General features: G+C 38.0%; 14 protein-coding genes and 2 tRNA genes. 1 reads left to right on the top strand and 15 read right to left on the bottom strand.

What is annotated here, in order from left to right:
* Positions 1-707: 707 nt before the first annotated feature.
* A complete protein-coding gene (locus ABD769_RS04530) occupies positions 708-1,568 on the top strand; it encodes a sigma-70 family RNA polymerase sigma factor (RefSeq protein ID WP_010601359.1) in 861 nt (286 codons plus the stop codon).
* A gap of 504 nt (positions 1,569-2,072) precedes the next feature.
* On the opposite strand, the gene ABD769_RS04525 is transcribed toward ABD769_RS04530, so the two are convergent.
* The 15 genes from ABD769_RS04525 to ABD769_RS04455 form a co-directional block, all read right to left on the bottom strand.
* Positions 2,073-2,936: an AMP nucleosidase gene (locus ABD769_RS04525; protein ID WP_344849789.1), complete on the bottom strand. Its 864-nt coding sequence runs from the start codon at positions 2,934-2,936 to the stop codon at positions 2,073-2,075.
* Between the two features lie 93 nt (positions 2,937-3,029).
* Positions 3,030-4,268, bottom strand: a complete 1,239-nt coding sequence (gene clpX / locus ABD769_RS04520) for an ATP-dependent Clp protease ATP-binding subunit ClpX (protein WP_344849788.1) — start codon at positions 4,266-4,268, stop codon at positions 3,030-3,032.
* Complete coding sequence (gene clpP, locus ABD769_RS04515) at positions 4,252-4,959, bottom strand: ATP-dependent Clp endopeptidase proteolytic subunit ClpP (protein WP_138822840.1); 708 nt, start codon at positions 4,957-4,959, stop codon at positions 4,252-4,254. The genes clpX and clpP overlap by 17 nt, the downstream gene beginning before the upstream one ends.
* A 157-nt stretch (positions 4,960-5,116) precedes the next feature.
* Positions 5,117-5,473 (bottom strand): four helix bundle protein, encoded by a 357-nt coding sequence (locus ABD769_RS04510; RefSeq protein WP_344849787.1) that lies wholly within the window; start codon positions 5,471-5,473, stop codon positions 5,117-5,119.
* 52 nt (positions 5,474-5,525) lie between these two features.
* Positions 5,526-6,881: a trigger factor gene (gene tig / locus ABD769_RS04505; RefSeq protein WP_344849785.1), complete on the bottom strand. Its 1,356-nt coding sequence runs from the start codon at positions 6,879-6,881 to the stop codon at positions 5,526-5,528.
* A 136-nt stretch (positions 6,882-7,017) separates the two neighbouring features.
* Positions 7,018-7,099, bottom strand: a tRNA-Leu gene (locus tag ABD769_RS04500).
* A gap of 525 nt (positions 7,100-7,624) precedes the next feature.
* Positions 7,625-7,706 (bottom strand) — tRNA-Leu (locus tag ABD769_RS04495).
* A gap of 159 nt (positions 7,707-7,865) precedes the next feature.
* Positions 7,866-8,168 (bottom strand): hypothetical protein, encoded by a 303-nt coding sequence (locus ABD769_RS04490; protein WP_344849784.1) that lies wholly within the window; start codon positions 8,166-8,168, stop codon positions 7,866-7,868.
* A 61-nt stretch (positions 8,169-8,229) separates the two neighbouring features.
* Positions 8,230-9,027, bottom strand: coding sequence for an ABC transporter substrate-binding protein (locus tag ABD769_RS04485; protein WP_344849782.1), 798 nt, complete (start codon positions 9,025-9,027; stop codon positions 8,230-8,232).
* Between the two features lie 149 nt (positions 9,028-9,176).
* The gene (locus tag ABD769_RS04480) at positions 9,177-10,340 is read right to left on the bottom strand and encodes a pepsin/retropepsin-like aspartic protease family protein (RefSeq protein WP_344849780.1); all 1,164 of its coding nucleotides are present in this window, start codon (positions 10,338-10,340) and stop codon (positions 9,177-9,179) included.
* A gap of 201 nt (positions 10,341-10,541) precedes the next feature.
* Positions 10,542-11,222: an ABC transporter ATP-binding protein gene (locus ABD769_RS04475; RefSeq protein WP_344849778.1), complete on the bottom strand. Its 681-nt coding sequence runs from the start codon at positions 11,220-11,222 to the stop codon at positions 10,542-10,544.
* A 76-nt stretch (positions 11,223-11,298) separates the two neighbouring features.
* Positions 11,299-13,698 (bottom strand): ABC transporter permease, encoded by a 2,400-nt coding sequence (locus ABD769_RS04470; RefSeq protein WP_344849777.1) that lies wholly within the window; start codon positions 13,696-13,698, stop codon positions 11,299-11,301.
* Positions 13,699-13,776: 78 nt separating this feature from the next.
* Positions 13,777-16,158, bottom strand: coding sequence for an ABC transporter permease (locus ABD769_RS04465; protein ID WP_344849776.1), 2,382 nt, complete (start codon positions 16,156-16,158; stop codon positions 13,777-13,779).
* 69 nt (positions 16,159-16,227) lie between these two features.
* Positions 16,228-18,615: an ABC transporter permease gene (locus tag ABD769_RS04460; protein ID WP_344849775.1), complete on the bottom strand. Its 2,388-nt coding sequence runs from the start codon at positions 18,613-18,615 to the stop codon at positions 16,228-16,230.
* A 69-nt stretch (positions 18,616-18,684) separates the two neighbouring features.
* Positions 18,685-21,045: an ABC transporter permease gene (locus tag ABD769_RS04455; RefSeq protein ID WP_344849774.1), complete on the bottom strand. Its 2,361-nt coding sequence runs from the start codon at positions 21,043-21,045 to the stop codon at positions 18,685-18,687.
* Positions 21,046-21,076: the final 31 nt, after the last annotated feature.

Here is a 21,076-nt window from a genome sequence, read left to right as displayed (position 1 = left end):
TCTAACACGATTGCCTGTGATAGACTGGGTTTTATGTTAATTACGCCTATTTCTTGTCCAGTAAATGTGAAACCGTTTACTTTACGGGTTACATCAGGCAGCGTACGGGAAACATTAAAACTCAAAGTACCCTTATTATAATCGATCACGGCATAAACAATATGCGATATTGCTGACACCACGGCGTAAAAAATAAGGCTATATGCGCATCCTTTCAAAATTTTCACTGTATTACTCATTTTTTAAATGGTTTAATTGCTTTCTTTTTTTAAGTTGTTTATAGGGATAGAAATAATTTCAACATACAATTCAATTCAAATTGAATGAGCACTGCAAACAACAAAATCTGACAGAAATTCTTAACTCCAAAACCTTCCTGAGATTAGGTGAATTATTTTTTAGCTTAAAAAATAGAAACTTGAGAAACGTCATATTTATTTAATTATTTATAGAACAAACATAGAAAATAAATTATTACAAATCAAAATAAATTTATTGATTTACAATAAATAATAATTGAATATCAACTATAACCTCTAAAAGCTGGCAAATAGCGACAGGATTTTATTTGGAATGATTTTTGTTGTAAGTAAAACTGTAAAAAAATTGTGCAAACGGCAACATTTTCAGCATTTTATCCTTTCAGAATGCCATACAATTTCGTAACTTTGCACACTCAATAATTAAAGAGCACACAATTCGTATAAATGAGACAACTCAAGATAACGCAATCTATTACCAACCGTGAAAGTCAATCCCTGGATAAATATCTGCACGAAATTGGTAAAGTAGATTTAATAACAGCAGAAGAGGAAGTAATTTTAGCAAGAAAGATTCGTGAGGGCGATCAGGCTGCATTAGAGCGATTGACTAAAACCAACTTACGTTTCGTTGTATCTGTTGCAAAACAATATCAAAATCAAGGTTTAACTTTAGGAGACTTAATTAACGAAGGTAACTTGGGTTTAATTAAAGCGGCGAAACGTTTTGACGAGACCAAAGGTTTCAAATTCATTTCTTATGCTGTTTGGTGGATCCGTCAATCAATTTTGCAGGCAATTGCTGAGCAAAGCCGTATTGTGCGTTTACCATTAAACCAGGTAGGTTCGTTAAGCAAAATCAGTAAAGCTTTCTCTAAATTAGAGCAGGAATACGAGCGTGAACCTTCTCCGGAAGAACTGGCTGACATTTTAGAAACTACAGTGGACAAAATTTCAGACACACTGAGCAACTCTGGCCGTCACGTATCCATGGATGCTCCTTTTGTTCAGGGCGAAGAAAATACATTACTGGATGTATTGGAAAACCACGAACCAAACACAGACAGTTCATTAATCAACGAATCGTTATCGGAAGAAATTAAACGTTCTTTATCTACCTTAACAGAGAGAGAAAGAGAAATTATTGTTTTATTCTTCGGATTAGGTTCTAACCACCCACTTTCTTTAGAGGAAATTGGTGAGAAATTTAACTTAACACGCGAGCGTGTTCGTCAGATTAAAGATAAAGCGCTACAACGCTTACGTCATACTTCAAGAAGTAAAATCTTAAAATCTTATTTAGGATAAGAGAATAGATTTACAAAAATATTAAAAGATCGGCTAACGCTGGTCTTTTTTGTTTACTAGTGGTATATAATAACAAGATCGTCATCTCGACCGGAGCATCGCGGAGTGGAGAGATCTGCCTCGATAGATTTCTCGACTGCGTTGCACTCCGCTCGAAATGACGAAACTCTTAATACTCAACTTACAAGCAAAAGCCTTAAAAAAGGGCAGAATGATAAAACTCTACATAGGACTTCTAATGGACGTTTAGAAGCAAGATGATTATTAACAATATCGAATCTTACGGCAACAGCCATTGCGAAACCAATTTTTCATTGAATGAAGCGATCTTAATGTGCTTGTTTATAGCGATAGCTTTAAGATTGCCTCGTGCCTAGCAATGACGACTTAGCTACTTAAAACCCTTTTATTAATAATTTATTTTAGCTTCTAATTTACAAAAACAAATTATTAATAGACCTTGAACATGTTTGAGGGACGGAACTCTAAAATAATATACCCAAATTAAAACAACAAGTGTTTCACAGTTAATCCGTTATTGATCAATTGTTTTAACGAATCGATACCAATACGTAAATGTGTTTCTACATATCTTTCGGTTACAGTGCTGTCGCTTTCCGCAGTTTTAACACCTTCAGGGATCATGGGTTGATCAGAAACCAGAAGCAATGCCCCTGCCGGAATTTTATTTGCAAATGCGGTAGTAAAAATCGTTGCGGTTTCCATATCAACAGCCATTGCACGTAAAGTTTTTAAATATTTTTTAAATTCTTTATCGTGTTCCCAAACCCTGCGGTTGGTGGTGTAACAGGTTCCGGTCCAGTAATCCCTGCCATGGTCACGAATTGTTGTAGAAATTGCTTTCTGCAAAGCAAACGCCGGCAATGCCGGCACTTCTGCAGGAAGGTAATCGTTTGATGTACCTTCCCCCCTGATGGCCGCAATTGGCAGGATTAAATCACCTAGCTGGTTTTTCTTTTTTAAACCACCGCATTTACCCAAAAACAGCACCGCTTTAGGTTTAATGGCTGTTAATAAATCCATCATAGTAGCTGCCAGCGGACTTCCCATACCGAAGTTGATGATGGTGATCCCGTTTGCAGTAACACTTTGCATAGGTTTATCTAAACCCATAATTGGTGCATTATCGTTCCACTCTGAAAACATGGATACATACTTGCTGAAATTGGTCAACAGGATATAATCACCAAATTGATCTAATGGCCGGCCGGTATAACGTGGCAACCAGTTTTTAACAATTTCATCTTTGGATTTCAATCCAGATTTAACAGGAGATTCTACCTCTTTTATTTTTTTTGATTTTTCTACAATTTCCTCGTCTTTTTTTACGTCTTTTTCTTCGTTCATATCATTTAGTTTAGAGCCTGGCGCATGGCGCACAGCGTTAACAATACTATATTACAAAAAATCCCTCCCGAATTACGGGAAGGATTTGATTTTTTAGGCGGCCTGCAACTTTTTAAAGTCGGCCTTTTCAAATTTCTCTATCGCGTAATCGAGATTGATATGCAACTCCCTGACATCCGTCTGCGTTGGCGTATCAAACATCGCATCGAGCATAATCGCTTCACAGATCGATCTTAAACCACGTGCCCCCAATTTATATTCCATTGCTTTGTCTACAATAAAATCTAAAACGTCTTCATCGAAAACAAGCTTTACATCTTCATAAGCAAAAAGCTTAACATATTGCTTGATCAATGAGTTTTTAGGTGCGGTTAAAATGTTTCTTAAAGATTCCTTATCCAATGGGTTTAAATGCGAAAGAACCGGAATACGACCAATTAATTCGGGAATTAATCCAAAAGATTTTAAATCCTGAGGGGTAATATACTTATAAAGATTTTTAAGATCCAATACGGTCTCATCTTTCTTTACCCTGTAACCTACAGCCTGGGTGCGTAAACGGTTGGCGATTTTGCGTTCTATGCCATCAAATGCACCACCACAGATAAATAAAATGTTATTGGTATTTACCGGGATCATTTTCTGATCCGGGTGCTTACGTCCGCCCTGAGGTGGAACGTTAACCACAGTACCTTCTAAAATCTTTAACAATGCCTGTTGCACACCTTCTCCTGATACATCACGGGTAATAGACGGGTTATCGCTTTTACGCGCAACCTTATCCACCTCATCAATGTACACAATACCACGTTCTGCTGCTGTTACGTCATAATCTGCCGCCTGTAATAAACGCGTTAAGATGCTCTCCACATCCTCTCCCACGTAACCTGCTTCTGTTAATACAGTTGCATCGCAGATACAGAAAGGCACATGCAAAATTTTAGCAATGGTTTTCGCCAAAAGTGTTTTACCTGTACCAGTTTCACCCACCAACATGATGTTCGATTTTTCAATCTCGATCTCGTCTTTATCAACCTTTTGGTTTAAACGTTTATAGTGGTTGTAAACGGCAACGGAAAGTACCTTTTTAGCATCATCCTGACCAATTACATACTGATCAAGGTGTTGTTTAATTTCAAGAGGCTTTAATAAGTTTATCGCCTCCTGAATATTTTTTGTCCCTTTGGTTCCTAATTCCTGCGCAAGTAACTGGTTGGCCTGGGTAACGCATTTATCGCAGATAAATGCATCCATACCTTCAATCAACATTAAAGTTTCATGCTTGCCAGAATGGCAGAATGAGCAACGGGATTCTTTATTTTGTTTCGCCATCTTTCTTTGCGTTTCTCGATAATACTTCGTCAACCATACCAAATCCTTTTGCCTCATCGGCAGTCATCCAGTAATCGCGGTCTGAAGCTTTCTCTACCCAGTCGTAAGTCTGGCCAGAGTGCTCTGAAATAATATCGTATAATTCTTTTTTCAATTTCAACATCTCTCTCAAGTTGATCTCCATATCAGATGCCACACCTTGTGCACCTCCTGATGGCTGGTGGATCATTACCCTTGAGTGAGGTAAAGCAGCACGTTTTCCTTTAGCACCTGCAACCAATAAAACAGCACCCATTGAAGCGGCCATACCAGTACAGATCGTTGCTACATCTGGCTGGATATACTGCATGGTATCATAAATACCTAAACCTGCATAAACCGAACCACCTGGCGAGTTAATGTAGATCTGAATGTCACGATCTGCATCTGCTGACTGTAAAAACAACAACTGCGCCTGGATAATATTGGCATTCTGATCATAAATGGCATCACCTAAAAAGATGATACGGTCCATCATCAACCTTGAAAAAACATCCATCTGAGCTACGTTCAACTGGCGTTCTTCGATGATATATGGTGTCATGCTCTTAGGGTTCAAATTAGCTTGAGCAATAAATTTATCTACGTGTAAACCGCCAATCCCCTGATGTTTAACGGCAAATTTTCTGAATTCTTGTGAATCTATGTTCATGAGTTATGAGTTTTTTAGCAGAGGGCATAGAGTTTTGAGCTCCAGTTCCCCATAGTTTCGTGAATAATAAAAAACCAAAATATAAATAATATTTCAATTATATTGGTTTAGACAAAGAGCATACCATATCAGAATCTATGACAATATAGCACACTCACTATTTCAAACTTTTAGAAAAGCTGGAAATCATCCTTGCTAAAATATCTAAATCTTCTAACAAATCTGCCAAATCCTTGTCAGAAACTAGTAATCTTAAATTTAATACTAAAAGAATATTAGCATTTTCGAAAATAGACCGATGTGCAAAGTTTAAGAACCGTCGAAAATCGGGCGTGGAATTGGAGCCAGATCCTTCTGCAATATTATTAGATACGCTAAGAGCAGCTCCTCGAAGCTGCTCTGCGAATCTAAACTTTTTTATTTCTTCTAATTTTTCAGAAATATCAATTAACTTATTACCTACCGTTATGGCTCTCTGCCAAATTAGCAAGTCTTGAAATCTAAATTTTGCCATATAGCAAAATAAGATTTTTTATTATGATATTAAAATCACCTGGCGCTATGCCCTATGCTTTCTTCTCTACCAGCGCAACAAACTTGTCGTAATCAATATCCTTTTGCTCCAAAGTAACAACAGATTTGATTTGCTCGAAAGTTTTTAATGCTTTTACTTCTTCGAAAACACGGTTTGCATTTTCTTTATCCTGTAAAAACTGAACAGCGTATTGAGCTAACTGATCTTCAGGAAGCGGACTTGGGCTGTACATTCTGAACTGTGCATCTAATTTTGCCTTAGCTGCCTGAACTACATCCTCATATTTGATTTCGATGCTGTTATCTTTAATGATTTTATTTTCGATTAAAGTCCATTTCAGGTTTTTAGCAAAATCATCATAACCTTCTGCCAGTTCTTCGTCGGTTAATTTTTCGTTGGTTGCTTTTAACCAGCGGCGTAAAAATTCGTCAGGTAATTCGAAGTTGTGTTTAACTAATAATGCTTCATAAATATCGTTCGATAATTTACGCTCAGCATCCTGTTTAAACATACTTTCTACTTCTTCGGTAATTTTTGCCCTGAAACCAGCTTCGTCAGTAACTACACCTTCGCCAAATAATTTATCAAAAAACTCCTGGTTTAAGTCTGATTCTTCTAAACGGTTAACGTTTTTAACGTGAAGTTTGAAATTTGCCTTTAATTCTGCAGCTTCTTCCTCCGAAATATTTAAAGCTTTTGAAATTACTGCAGCATCTTCAAGCGCTTTTTGAATATCGATGGTCACTTCATCATCTTTCTTTAAACCGATTAACGATTTAAGGATTTTCTTATCTTTAACCTGATCTAAGCGGATTGTAGCAGTACTGGTAATGCCACCTTCTACCGCAGTTCCATCAGTATCTACCTGGGTTAATTCGGTATATAAAACATCATCTTCAGCCGAAACCTCAGGATTTGTCATTTTACCATAGCTGCGACGGATATTTTTGATGCGGCTTTCTAAAGTTTCCTGATCAGCTTTAACTACATACTCGGTAAATTTATCTTTAGATGAAACGTTTACATCAAAAGCAGGTGCTAAACCTAGCTCGTAATCAAATTCGAAATCATCTGTATTATCCCATTTAAATTCGCGCTCATCATCCATTTTAGGAAGTGGCTGACCTAATATTTCTAATTTTTGCTCAGCAATGTAGTTAGATAGGGTATCGTTTAACAAATTATTCACCTCTTCTACCAAAATACTTTTGCCGTACATTTTTTTAATGTGAGCCGCAGGAACCATTCCTTTACGGAAACCAGGTAATTGTGCTTTTTTGGCCTGATCTTTAATTGCTTTATCTACTTTAGCAGTGTAATCAGCAGGTGCGATCTTGATTTTTACAACAGCATTTAAGTTGCCGGTTTTTTCCTGTGTAATATTCATTTTTATGAGATTGAGTATTGAGATGTGAGATGTGAGACCTTTTTCAAGCTCTAATTCCACATCAATTTTTATTAATCAATGTTTTTAAAAACAAAACCGTTTCGATGTTTAAATCGAAACGGCCTTTATCTTGTTGTGCGGAAGAAGGGACTCGAACCCCCACGCCGTGAAGCGCCAGATCCTAAGTCTGGTGCGGCTACCAATTACGCCACTTCCGCAGTTAGGATGTTGTAAGGACTGCAAAGATAGAAACAAGATTGAATAATCAAAAGGCCTCGGCAATATTTTATTGATTATTTTGATCAAAAAACGATAACTATTTAGTTTTTAAGGAGAAAAAATTACCAAAAAAGATTTTCTGGAGCTTTTGCGATGGTTTGTGGAGACACAAACCATGGGGACAGACTTTATTTTTTGGAAAGCAGGTTCAGTAGCGCTTAGGATGATACATTCCCGCTGTACGCTTTATCCCGATTTAAAATCGGGAGGTACCGCTTCCATCGGGTTTAGTTGGCAGGGCCTAATAGTACTATTTATGTGTAAACACCAAACGTTCCTACGGAACGAAAACGCCAATTTTTCAATTTGGCTACCTATCAGTCGTCCTTACAGGACGATTTAGATTTTTTTAGATGGTTTGTGGAGACACAAACCATGGGGACGCAAACCATGGGAACACAAACCATGCAATTCGGGCATAAAAAAACCGTTCTGATTTTAAATCGGAACGGTTTATCGTGTTGTGCGGAAGAAGGGACTCGAACCCCCACGCCGTGAAGCGCCAGATCCTAAGTCTGGTGCGGCTACCAATTACGCCACTTCCGCATTAGGATGTTTTAAGGACTGCAAAGATAGAAACTAAATTGAATAATCAAATTTTTAAGGTGTTTTGTTTAAGCATAAATTTGATTATTTATTGATGGATGAACTTGACCTGCCGCACATCATCCATCTTACATTTTCCATTTTACATATTTCCCATCTCTAAAACTCAACCAGTGTTACATCAACCAGCTCCGGACCACCATCTATTGGGTAGCCTTTAACTTTTCTTCCTTTAATCTTAACTTTTCTATCTAAATAGGTATCAAGATTTATAGAGCCACTTTTTAAAGCATAAGTTTTATTATCGGCTTTTAACAGGTGTGTACCATATTGAAAGGTTGTCATTCCAAGTTTTTGAATAGTTCCGCTTGCGGTAACAGAGCCGGTGTGGTTTGCATCTTTTAAGGGGCTACAGCCAGAAATCACAGCAACAAACAGGGATAATATTAATATTTTTTTCATGATAGTTTAAACGGAGTGATTTAATTTTATGCTACAATTTACAACAATTAAAACGGTATGCTTAATAAAGTTGTTTTTGGAATTCGAAAAAATACTGAACGGCTTTAACCAGCCTGCTGCCATACCAGCTGAACATTTCACCATCAACCAATATAATTTTGACTCCAGGTATTGCTGATTGGATTTCTTCGATGTGTTTTTCTCTGAAAGGATACGGCTCTGATGAAAGTAAAATCAGCTCACAGCTAGAAGTTTTTAGTTGTTCTAATGTTACAATAGGATAACGATCCTCTTTAATTACATTCATCATGCCGTTTGTAAGCAAAATATCATCAATAAAGGTATTTTTTCCGGCGGCCATATAGGGTTTGCGCCAGATGAGGTAAGCTACCTTTTTTTCAATATGGTGCTGTAATGCAAGTGTTTTCAGGTCGTTAAATCCGGCAGAAATCAGGTGGTTCAGGTAACTGGCTTCAGGTTCACGATCTACCAGCGCCCCTATTGCGGCAATGGCTTTCGTGGCATTGTCAAGGGTAAAAATATCGCTCATCCAAACAGGAAAATATTCGGCAAGTTCTTCTATATCACCCTGAGTATTTTCTTCTTTGTTGCCGATAATGAGATCTGGCTTTAAATCTTTAATTAAATCGATATTGAGCTTTTTCGTCCCTCCTACTTTGGTGCGCGTTGCAAACTTTTCTATCGGATGGATGCAAAATTTGGTTAATCCGATAATTTCCTGATTTAAGCCTAAATCGAACAAAAGCTCTGTTTGTGAGGGCACAATAGAAATAATCCGTTTAGGAGGGAAATTGATGGTAATCTCCCTACCCATCTGATCGGTAAACGTTTTTTGCATGAAGCAAAGGTAAGGTTTAGGGATGAAACTACACACGTCGTCCTTCGAGCGGAGTGCAACGTAGCCGAGATATCTGTCTCGAGATAGATCTCTCGCCCGAACATTCGGGACGTTTTCGGTCGAGATGAGGACGCTATTATAAATAAGATCTACGCACCATTCTTTTTCTGTTCTACATAAGCATCGTTATAAAAATGATTCGGTTTAAGGTAAACTGCATTATTCTGGAAATCGAGAAAGGTATTAAACCGCTTTAAAACTTCGTTGCCTAAAATGTGGATATTTGCGCCCCTTAGTGGTTTGTTACCTGTTATTAGTTGTACAGGTAAATTTTTCAGGTTGTATTTGCCCAATTTAAGCGTTTGCAGGTTTGAAGTAATTACAGGCACTTCGTTTCCTGTTGCACCATGCATCATTACTTTTTTAATCACTTCCATTTTATCTGTAGGAAATTTGCCTGTTTTTAGCAAGTCGTTATCCAACATGGCTGTGCGATGGTAGCCGGTATCGAAAAGGAACCAATCGGTGTTTTTTGTTCCACTCTGCTCAATAGTGCTTTCTACCAGAAGAAGTTCCGCAAAATATTTAATGTTTAATTTCGTAAAGCTTTTATCCTTTGCCACATTTTTAGGCATAACGGAATGAACAACCATCAGGTTTTGATCGTAATTGAGTTCGACAATTTTTCCATCGAACAAATCCCAGCCAAACCTTCCATCGGTACCCGCACCGGTGAGCTCGGCCGGATAAAGCTTAGTTTTATAATCACTGCTGCCTAATTTGAGGTTATAAGTAGTATTGTATAACTGAGGTTTAGATTTTACTTTACTTTTTAATACTTCGTTGGTAAACACCAGTTCTGTAGTTCCGCTATCGAAATTTAAATTAAGCGTGTCTATCTGGTTGAAAATAGATTTGACATAGATGGTACTTTCGCTATTGATAAACAGTGGAATACTGTCGTGGATTTCGGGTTTTATTTTGCCAAAATTTTTAATATCAGGACTTGCAATTTGTGTATAACAACTATCCTTTCCATCTAACAGCACAATGAAATCCTTTTTTTCACCTGGTTTGATTTTTAGGGTGATTGAATCGATATCAGTTTTAAATTTAACCGTTTTGGCTTTTATTAGTTTTGAAGTTGTAAAAATATCGGGTTTTGCCTTCAGATTGATATTCCAGCCTTTAGTAAGACCATCTTCTTCGTAAATTTTGGCTGTTTTGGCATTTGCTTTAACAATCGGGAGCTTTTTTTGTGCAAATGTTGTTACTGAAAGGCAAGTGAGGGCGATAATCAGAATCTGTTTCATTAAAATGGTTTTATAAAACGAATTTAACAATTAACTATAGCATTAGGTATTAAAAAATGTTTTTATTCGGGATGCGCTTTATGCTACAACCCGAATATTTATTTAGTTTGTTTTTAAACCACAGATGCACACAGATAAACACAGATTTTATATTGGATGAGTCCTGATCTTCCACCAAACAATGTTTTCTTTACCTGAGATTTAAGTAATAGCAACATCTTCTTTTACCACGCCATCGGCAATGTGTAAAATCCGGTTGCCATATTGTGCATTTTTTTCTGAATGGGTAACCTGGATAATGGTAATGCCATCTTCCTGATTCAATTTTTTAAATAAGGCCATAATTTCTTCTGCCTGTGCCGATTGCAGATTACCTGTTGGCTCATCGGCGAGGATTATTGATGGTTGTGCAGCCAATGCCCTGGCAATCCCCACCAATTGTTGTTGTCCGCCTGAAAGTTGATTTGGGAATAAATCTTTTTTGGCCACAATGTTAAAACGATCTAACAGATCGGCAATTCTGCTCGCCCTTTCGGAGCTACCTACTTTTTTATATAATAAGGGTGCTTCGATATTTTCATAAACCGTCATTTCGTCTATTAAATGATAAGCCTGAAACACAAAGCCGATGTGGTTGCGGTAAAGTTCGATGCGTTTACGTTCGTTTAGCGAGGTTACATTTTCTCCCAGAAACTCATAAGTACCGTAAGTGGGTTCTTCGAGCATGCCGATAATATTGAGCAGTGTAGATTTTCCGGCACCCGATGGCCCCATAATGGAAACAAATTCCCCTTGTTTAATGGTTGTGGTGACCAGGCGGAGCACATAATTTTTAACGCCTTTGTTTGCGTAGTATTTTTCGATGTTGGTTAATTGTATCATATTTTTAGCGTTGGGCGAATAGCGTTTGGCGGTTAGCAGAAAATCAACGCTGAACGCCAAACGCTGTCCGCAGGTGTTATTCGTATTTTAAAGCATCAATGGTATTGGCAACCGCAGCTTTGTAAGAGCGGATGCTTACGGTAATAAGGGTTATCGTCATAGAGATAATCATTGCGAGAATAAAAGGCCATACATTCACCTCTATCCGGTAGGTAAAGGTAGCCAGCCATTTGGAAACAAATAAATAAGCCAAAGGCCATGCAACTAAATTGGCAATAAAAACCATCATCAGGAATGAGCCGTTGAGCATTTTAACCAGTTCTACGGTTGAGGCGCCCAGTACTTTTCTAATGGCTACTTCGCGGGTACGTTGTGTGGCTACAAAAGAAATCAGCCCAAATAAGCCAATAAAGGAAATAAAGATAATTACGCCTGCAAATACTTTAAAAAGAGCACCCATTATTTTTTCCGTCTGGTAATATTCGCTGATTTTATCATCCATAAAATTAGCGCCATACACATATTCCGGCAACACATTGTTCCAGGTTTTTTCGATGGCCTGCATAGCGGGCAAAATACTTTTACTATCCAGTTTTACTGCAATAGTGTTATAGGACTCTTTATCGCTGTTTAAAATAATAGGCGAAATTGGCTCATGCAGGCTTCTGTTGTTAAAATCTTTAACCACTCCAACAATAGTCCCGGTTTTACCATGTACCCTAATGGTTTTACCAAGCGCTTCGTTATAATTAATTACATTTAGTTTTTTCAACAGGGTTTCGTTTACCACAAAATTTTTAACGGTATCGCTTTTAGCTAAACCTTTTCCGGCAATAATTGCTAAACCAAATGTTTTAAAATAGTTTTCGTCGCCGGTTTTGGTATTGGCCTGAAAATTTGCATTTACAGTGCTATTGTATCTGAAATTACTTTCGTTATTAAAATCGGATGATGGTGCAGCACTGCAATAACTGGTAGATAATACTCCAGGGATTTTATTGATCTGATCCTGCAGGGTATGGTAGCGTGTAATCGCCATGCTATCAGAAGGAATGTCGACCAAAGCTACAGCGGTTGGAATAAAACCAAGCGGTTTCTCACGCATATAACTCATTTGCCTAAGTACAACCAAAGTACCGATAATGAGTATAATGGTAATGGCAAATTGCACCACAACCAGAATTTTACGTAAACTTAAACCTCCGGCATTTGCGGTAATTTTATTTTTTATTGCCAGTGCAGGACTATAGCCTGACATCACCATGGCAGGATAAAAACCTGCCAAAAAGCTTACTAACATTACCAAAACAAGCATAAACACCAGTATAATGGGATGCTCAATGATACTAAAAGAAATATGATCTTTAAATAAACTTTGCATGCCAGGCAGCGCAATTTCGGTTAAAACGCAACCCACCAGTAAAGAAAGAACCGTTATTGTTAAAGTTTCGGTTAAAAACTGAACGATTAATTGCCTGCGTAAGCTACCCATTACCTTACGTACACCAACTTCTTTACCCCTGCTTACCGCCTGTGCAGTAGCAAGATTAATGAAATTTATACAAGCGGTTAGCAATAAAAAAACGCCGATAATAGCCAAGCCGTAAAGTTCTTTTTTAGAAATAACCTTATTTGCAAAATTACCAAGCTCTTCATTGTAATGTATGTCCTTTAAGGGTTGAAAACGGTGCCCCTCTTTAGAAATATCATCTTTCTGATAATATTTATCTATAAACTGAGGAATATTTCTGTTTACTTCTTCTATAGAAACACCTTTTTTTAACAAGACATAACATTCGGATGATGAAGAAACCGAACCCCAGCTGGTTAGCTCTGGTCCGGCCAGGTTTTGATAAGTTTTGTAAGAAATTACAATTCTAAGTGGAAACGAACTGTTTTCTGGTGTTTTTTCTATAATTCCGGTTACTTTAAGGTCTAGTTTATTTTTAAAGTTGATGCTTTGCCCCACCGCTTTGTGCCAATCGCCAAAAAGTTTATCGCCCATTTCATCAGATAAAACAACTGTATTCGGCTGACTTAATGATTGACGCGGGTTGCCTTCCAGCCATTTAAAATCAAGGATTTCGAAAAAATCAGGATCTGCATATTGCACATCCTCTGCGGTTTTAATGCTTTCTTTCCCTGATGCATCTTTTACCTTAATAATTCCACCACCGCCCTGAATGGCTCCTACCTTATCAAATTGTTGACTAAAATCGTTCCGCATAGCAGCCGGAAGTGGCCTGGCCGTACCTGGAGATTCAAAAAAACTATCAGGAGTAGTCCAGCTGGTTATTACCCGATAGATTCTGCTTTCGTTTTTAAAATTTTCATCAAAACTGAGCTGATAACGGATAAAAATAAAAATGAGGATACAACTGGCCATTCCGATAGAAAGGCCGAGGATATTGATCAGGGTATAACCTTTGTTTTTCCAAAGGTTCCGCCAGGCGATTTTTAAATTAAGTTTTAACATGTTTAGTATGTTTTAGCGAGAAGCATTTAGCGGTCAGCGGTAAATTCACGCTAACCGCCAAACACCATCCGCAGGTCTTTATTCGTATTTTAGCGCATCAACAGCATTTGCTTTAGCTACCTTGAAAGTTTGCAGGCTTACCGTTAAAATGGCAATAATTACCGAGGTCAACAACGCGAGCAAAAATGGCCAAAGGTTTACCGTTATTTTATAATCGTATTTTTCGAGCCATTTGGCAAGCAGAATGTAAGCCACCGGAATGGCAATAATATTGGAGATAATTACCAGTTTCATAAAATCTTTGTTCAGCAGGATCAGAATATCCGAAAGATTGGCACCCAGCACCTTGCGGATACTGATTTCTTTGCTACGCTGCTCGGCAGTATAGAGGGCCAAACCCAATAAACCAAGACAGGAGATGAAAATGGCAAAGCCTCCAAAAATGTTCGAGAGTACACTGAGTAACCTTTCACTGCGGAGTTTTTCGGCCATACCCTGACTAACCATCTTTATTTCTATAGGATAGGCCGGATTTAAACTTTGACTTACCGATTTTATTTTTTCGATAGAGGCAGACAGCGATTGCTTTGGATTTAGTTTAAGCAAGAGAACCTTACTTGTTTTAATATTATAATAATAAACCGTTGGCTGTATTTTTGAAGCAAGCGATTCGCTCGAATAATCCTGTACCACACCTACAACTTTAAGTGGTGGGTTATCGCCCCAATGTATAATGGTACCAACAGGATTTTTTAAACCCATTATTTTAACGGCACTTTGGTTCAGCAAAAGCGATGTGGAGGTATCAGCCGAAAATTTAGGATCAAAATCCCGTCCTTCTATAATTTTAACACCGGTAGTTTTGGCAAAATCGAAACCAGTGCTCCTGTAATTGATAATAGATACATCATTTTTAGGTTTGCCCGGCCATTGGATATCGCCGGTAATAGAACCGCTGCTGGTAAAAGAACCTGCATATTCAGTAGAAGCCACTATGGCACCTGCTCTTTCCAGTTCGTTTTTAAAAGTATGTAGTTTCTCTGGTTTTGTCCATTCGCCTTCCAGATCTATCTGTGCCAATGCAGTTTCATCAAAACCCAGGGGCTTATTTTTAAGGTGCTGAATCTGGCTGTAAATTACAATTGCCGAAATAATCATACAGATAGAAAGGCTAAACTGCACCACTACCAATGTTTTACGGATGGATAAAGAACCCGTTGAACCTTTAAATCCTTTTAAAACTTTTACCGGGATAAAAGATGACAGGTAAAATGCAGGATAACTTCCCGCCAGGATACCGGTGAATAATACCATTGAAAGCAAAACCGCCCAAAATCCAATTGAACTATAGTTGATTTTAATCGAAATATCGAGCAGATTATTAAAGTAAGGCAAAGAAACTTCGAGCATTGTAAAGGCAATTAACATGGCCAAAAACGACAACAAAAGCGATTCTATCATAAACTGCCCCATGATGGTATTCCGTGTAGAACCCAAAGCTTTTCTCACACCAACTTCTCTTGCCCGTTTTTCCGATTTGGCGGTAGAAAGGTTCATGTAATTGATACAGGCGATAAACAGCACGCATATCGCTAAGAAAACGAACAACCTTAACTGATCGATTTTACCACCGACCACTTTACCGTTATCAAAATCATCATACAAGTGCAATTTGCTTAAAGGAAAAAGAAAAGGCTGGTAGGTCATTTCTTTTAAATCAGGCTCTTTATTTACAATAAAATGTTTCAAGGCTGCATTTGTAGCTTCTAATGAAGCGTTATCTTTAAGCTGGAATAAAGTTAAACAGGTAATCGATCCCCATCCATTTTCCTTCTCCGAAGGATTTTCCTGTTCAAAGAAGGCCCAGGGCTGCAACACATCAAACCGGATACTCTGGTTTTTAGGGAGATCTTCTATTACGGCACTCACTTTTAAATTAATACGGTTATCGTATTTAATGCTTTGCCCGACCGGATTCTCCTCGCCAAACAGTTTCTTAGCCGTAGATTGGTTAATAAGTACATTATTTGGTTCGGTTAAGGCCGTGTTCGGATCTCCATAAATGAATTTATAATCGAGCATTTTCAAAAAATCGGGATCAACATCAATGCTTTTCAGTTTAAAATTTTGCTGGTTTCGGCTGTATAATTTCTGTCCGTTATTCATTGAGATGCGTGCGGCACTCTTAATGCCCGGCAGTTCTGAAGCTCCGGCTTTGGCCAGTTTATTCGGAACCGCCATAGTAGTAGCCAGTTTGCCGTTAAACTTTAAATTCAGGGCTGATAAATACACTTTATCGGCATTTTTATATTGCTTATCGAAGCTCCATTCGTAATACACATATAACAGCAGCATTAAACAACAGGCCATACCAATTGCCAGTCCACCAACATTGATTAATGTAAAACCTTTGTTTTTCCAAAGGTTACGCAGTGCTATTTTTAAATTTAATCTGAACATGATAGGCTAACTGTATAAATTGTTAAATTGGTTAATTGTTAACTTGATAACTGAAAACTGCCAACTGGTTTACTCGTATTTAAGTGCATCAACAGGATTCGCATTTGCAACCCTAAACGATTGTAAACTCACAATAACAACCGTAAGAAAAAGCGTAATCAATCCAGATAAAATAAAAGGCAAAACAGGCATGGCTATTCTAAAGGCGAAACCGTTAAGCCATTCTCTCAATATAAAATAGGCAACCGGCCAGGCAATTAAATTCGCCAGAACAACAAGTTTGGCAAATCCTTTATTTAAAAGCCCCAGGATATCAAAAATTGAGGCACCGAGAACTTTTCTGATATTAATTTCTTTACTTCTGCGCTGCGTGGTAAATGTAGCTATGGCAAAAATCCCCATTAAAGCAAGCGCAACCGTAATGATGGATAAAAATGCAACAACACTTCGGAGTTGCATCTGTTTTTGCAGCAGCTTTTCGAATGATCTATCCAACAAAGTATATTTAATCGGAAAATCGGGCTCGAGTTTTGTCCATTCTTTTTCAATCTGTGCGATAACCTCAGCCGATTTTTGCGCAGAAACATTAACCAGAACATACCGCAGCGGATTCCCTTTAATAAACTGAAAAACAATAGGTTGATACGATTTTTCAGGACTGTAATGATTAAAATCCTTTACCAGACCGATCACTTTCACATCCCTGGTATGGAATTTAATCATTTTCCCAACCGGATTTTGAAGGTTAAAAGTTTTCGCTGCGGTTTCGGTCAGTATCAGTGAATTTAAAGTATCGGTTGCTGTTGCAGCACTAAATGGTCTTCCTTCTGCAATCTTCATCCCCATCGTATTAAAATAATCTACATCAATAGAAATGAAATTGGCACTATAGGTTTTTCCCTGGTTCACGTAGCTATTTCCACCCATGTCTTCACCGGGAATATGGTCGGCCCTGCTTATGCTGTTTATACCACTGATATTTTTCAGTGTATTTTTTACTTTCTGGTAATGCGCCTCACTATCGTTTTGTAAATTAATGGCCATTACCTGCTGTGGCTTATAGCCTAAGTCCCGCTGTTGCATGTAGTTCAACTGATTATTGATGATCCAAATGCCCGAAATAAATAAAACCGCAATAGCAAACTGAAGTACAATTAACCCGTTTCTGATCCAATAACCATTATTGCTGTTCGCAAAATTTCCTTTTAACACCCTGGCAGGGATAATATTACTGATGAGCAATGCCGGATAAAGCCCTACGATTAAGGTTATGGTTAAGAGCAACAATAAAATCTGACCGGCTATCTGGCTATAATCAGGAAAGTTACTGAGCTGGATAGCCGAGCCAATCGTGTTATTGAAAGCAGGCAAGAAGAGCTCTACCATAATAATGGCAACAACCAGGCTTAATAAGCACTGAAAGGCTGTTTCTAAGATAAACTGCACACCAATCTGCATTTTATGGGCACCCAAAACTTTTCGTACTCCGGTTTCTTTAGCCCTTCTTGTAGCAATGGTAATGGATAAATTGGTAAAGTTGACAGCTGCGATAATCAATACCAGTGTAGCCACTATAAACATCAGGTACATGTAACGCCCTATTCCGTTACCTGCAAATTCGTACTCAACACTGGCTTTAGTTAAGTGTATGGTTTTTACAGGTTGCAGATAAAGTTTATTTTGGGTAATGAATTCAGAAAAGCCACTTTTTTCTTCGTTTGGTAATTTGGCCAGTTCGGCGTTTAATATTTCTGTGCGGTTCTTATTTAATAAACCTTCTGTTTGTGCTACATCACTGTTTTCATTTAATTTAACATAGGTATAAAAGTTATTGCTGTAATACTCATCGCTGGCACTTTTTTTAAATCTGCGGATGAGTTTAAAATGAAAATGTGAAGGAAATCGGGCTTCATCTACCACGGCTGTTACCGTGCAGGGCAATGTTTGATCGAGTATAATGGTTTCACCAACCGGATTTACCCCGCTTCCAAAAAGCGTTTCGCTCATTGTTTTGCTTAAAATCAGCGTTTGTGGTTTACTAAATGCCGTTTCGGCGTTGCCATAAACCAATGGGTAATTAAATACCTTTAAAAAATTGCTGTCGGCAAGCAAAACATCGTTTACATATAAACTTTTTGTTTTTGTTTTGAGCAGCAGATCTCCAAACCAGTAATCCTGTATCCGCGTTGCGGCTTCAACCGCAGGAATTTTCTCTTTACTCACTGTTGCCATATTGCCTGGGCTTAAAGCAACATTTTCAGTTGATGACTTATAATTTACGCGATAAATGTGTTCATACCCTGAATTCCATGAATCAAATCCTTTTTCATAATTCGCATATAACATGGTTAAAATAAAAATGGTTAAGGCCACGGCCAAACCAAATATGCTGATCAAAGCATAACTTTTATTTTTCCAAAGGTTACGTAGTGCTATTTTTAAGTTTAATCTGAACATGATAGGTTAACTGTATAAATTGTTAAATAGGTTTATTGTTAAATAAATAACTTAAAACTGCCAACTGGTTTACTCGTATTTAAGCGCGTCTACAGGGTTTGCCTTTGCAACTTTAACTGATTGTACGCTTACCGTAAGTATTGCTATAATAACAGAAAGGCTTATGGCGGCAATAAATGGCAATGCTGAAACCGAAATGCGATATTCGTAACCCGAAAGCCATTTACTGATAATAATATAAGCCAGGGGAAATGCAATCAGGTTGGCAATGGCAACCAGTTTTATAAAATCTTTGTTCAATAAAGTAAGGATGTTGGCTGTACTTGCCCCTAAAACTTTACGGATGCTGATTTCTTTTTTACGCTGCTCGGCCATAAATAAGGCTAATCCTAACAAACCTAAGCAGGAAATGAAGATGGCAAAACCACCAAACCAGTTCGAAAGTGTTCCCAGCAGTTTTTCATCCCTGAATTTCCGTTCGAAGTTATCATCAACAAATTTTATCTCGGTTGGGTATGATGGATTTAACCTTTTTACCGCTTCATTAATCTGGTTAATGGATGTTGTAATGTTGTTTTTATCATTTAACCGCATAATAATGGTAGTGGCGCGACTGGTGTTTTGAGCAATAAGCAATGGAGCAGCTTTTTGATAAGGCGATTCCATTACATAATCTTTCAGTACGCCGATAATCCTCAATGGCCGGTCCCAGGTGACCATTTTACCCACAGGATCTTTCATGCCCATTACCTTAACCAGTGCCTCGTTAACGATCACATTGGCGGTATCGGCAAAATCTTTGGAGAAATCCCTGCCCTGTAAAATTTCCATGCCGGTAGTTTTGGTCAGGTCGAGGTTGGTAAACCTGAAATTGACCAGGATTTTATCTTTTTCATTTTTGCCGGGCCAGCTCACACCGTAAGTGTTGTTCCCTCCGGAAGTTAATGACATGCTATATTCTGTAGAGGCAGTTATTGCGCCAGCTTTCAGCAGTTCATCCTTTAAGATTTCGCGTTTTTCTTTTTTAGAAAATTCACCCTCGGTAGAAATCTGCACCAGGTTTGCCCGGTTGTAACCAATGGGTTTATTTTTAATATAATTTAACTGCTGATAAATTACAGCCGTACAAACAATTAAACAGGCGGCAAAAACAAACTGAAAAATCACCAGAAATTTACGGATAGATAAGGTAGAACCTCCTGAGATTTTAAAGCCTTTTAAAACCTTAACCGGATCGAAAGAAGACAGGTAAAATGCGGGATAACTTCCGGCAATAAAGGCAGTTAACAGGGTTAAACCTAAAAATACCGCCCAGAATTTATAATCGCTGTAATTAATATCGAGGGTAATTCCCAGCAGGTTATTAAAGTACGGCAAACTTATTTCGATCAGCACAAAAGCCAGCAGCATACTTAAACTGGTAAGTAATACTGATTCGAACATAAACTGACCGACTAAATTTTTCCTTGAAGAACCAATGGCTTTACGCACACCCACCTCCCGCGACCTCTTTTCTGATTTTGCGGTAGAAAGGTTCATAAAATTAACGCAGGCAATTAACAGGATACAAAAAGCCAAAAGGAAAAAAATCCTCAGCTGATCAATCTTTCCGCCTACATTTTTGCCATTTTCAAATTTATCGTATAAATGCCATTTGGATAAAGGATGCATAAAAGGTTCGCCATTGGCTTCTTTATCATGCGCCTTAATCATGCCTTTCAGCTGGTTATTGGCACGGTCGAAAAAGGAATTATCCTGAAGCTGCGCAAACAACATGCAATAATTGTTGCCCCAGCCACTTTCTTTAGTCCATGGATTTAATTTTTCATACAATTTCCACGACATGACATAGTCCAGCTGAATGGTCGAATTTTTAGGCGAATCTTCGATTACCCCTTCTACCCGCAAATTTTCTTTTTCATCGAGTTTTACGCTCTTGTTAATCGGATCTTCATTTCCGAACAGGCTTTTCGCCAGTGTTTCTGTCAGAACTACTCCATCAACACTATTCAGCATGGTATTTTTATCGCCTTTTAAAACTTTATAATCGAACATTTTCATAAAATCAGGATCACTGAAAACGGCGTTCTTTTTAAAATTGTTATGGTTATAAGAAATGAGCATCTGTTCTGCATACGATAAACGGCTCACTTTGGCAATGCCTGGTACTTTATCTTTTATTTCATCTCTCAACTGACCAGGAAAGGCCATAAAACTAAAAGTTTCTGTAGCGGTTTTCTGGTTATTGTAAAGCACATAGGTTTTATCATAATCCGTAAACTGCTTATCGTAGCCATATTCGTAAGCCACATATAATAATAAAATCATGCAGCTGGCCAAACCGATGGCCAATCCACCCAGATTAATCAGCGTAAAGCCTTTGTTGCGCCACAGGTTGCGTAATGCTATTTTAAGGTTGAGTTTAAACATTGTAGGGTTAACTGTATAAATTGTTAAACTG

This window comes from Pedobacter jeongneungensis (assembly GCF_039538295.1).
Classification (GTDB): Bacteria; Bacteroidota; Bacteroidia; order Sphingobacteriales; family Sphingobacteriaceae; genus Pedobacter; species Pedobacter jeongneungensis.
The sequence above is the reverse complement of the archived record's forward strand: the minus strand, read 5'-3'. Positions and strand labels throughout refer to the sequence as shown.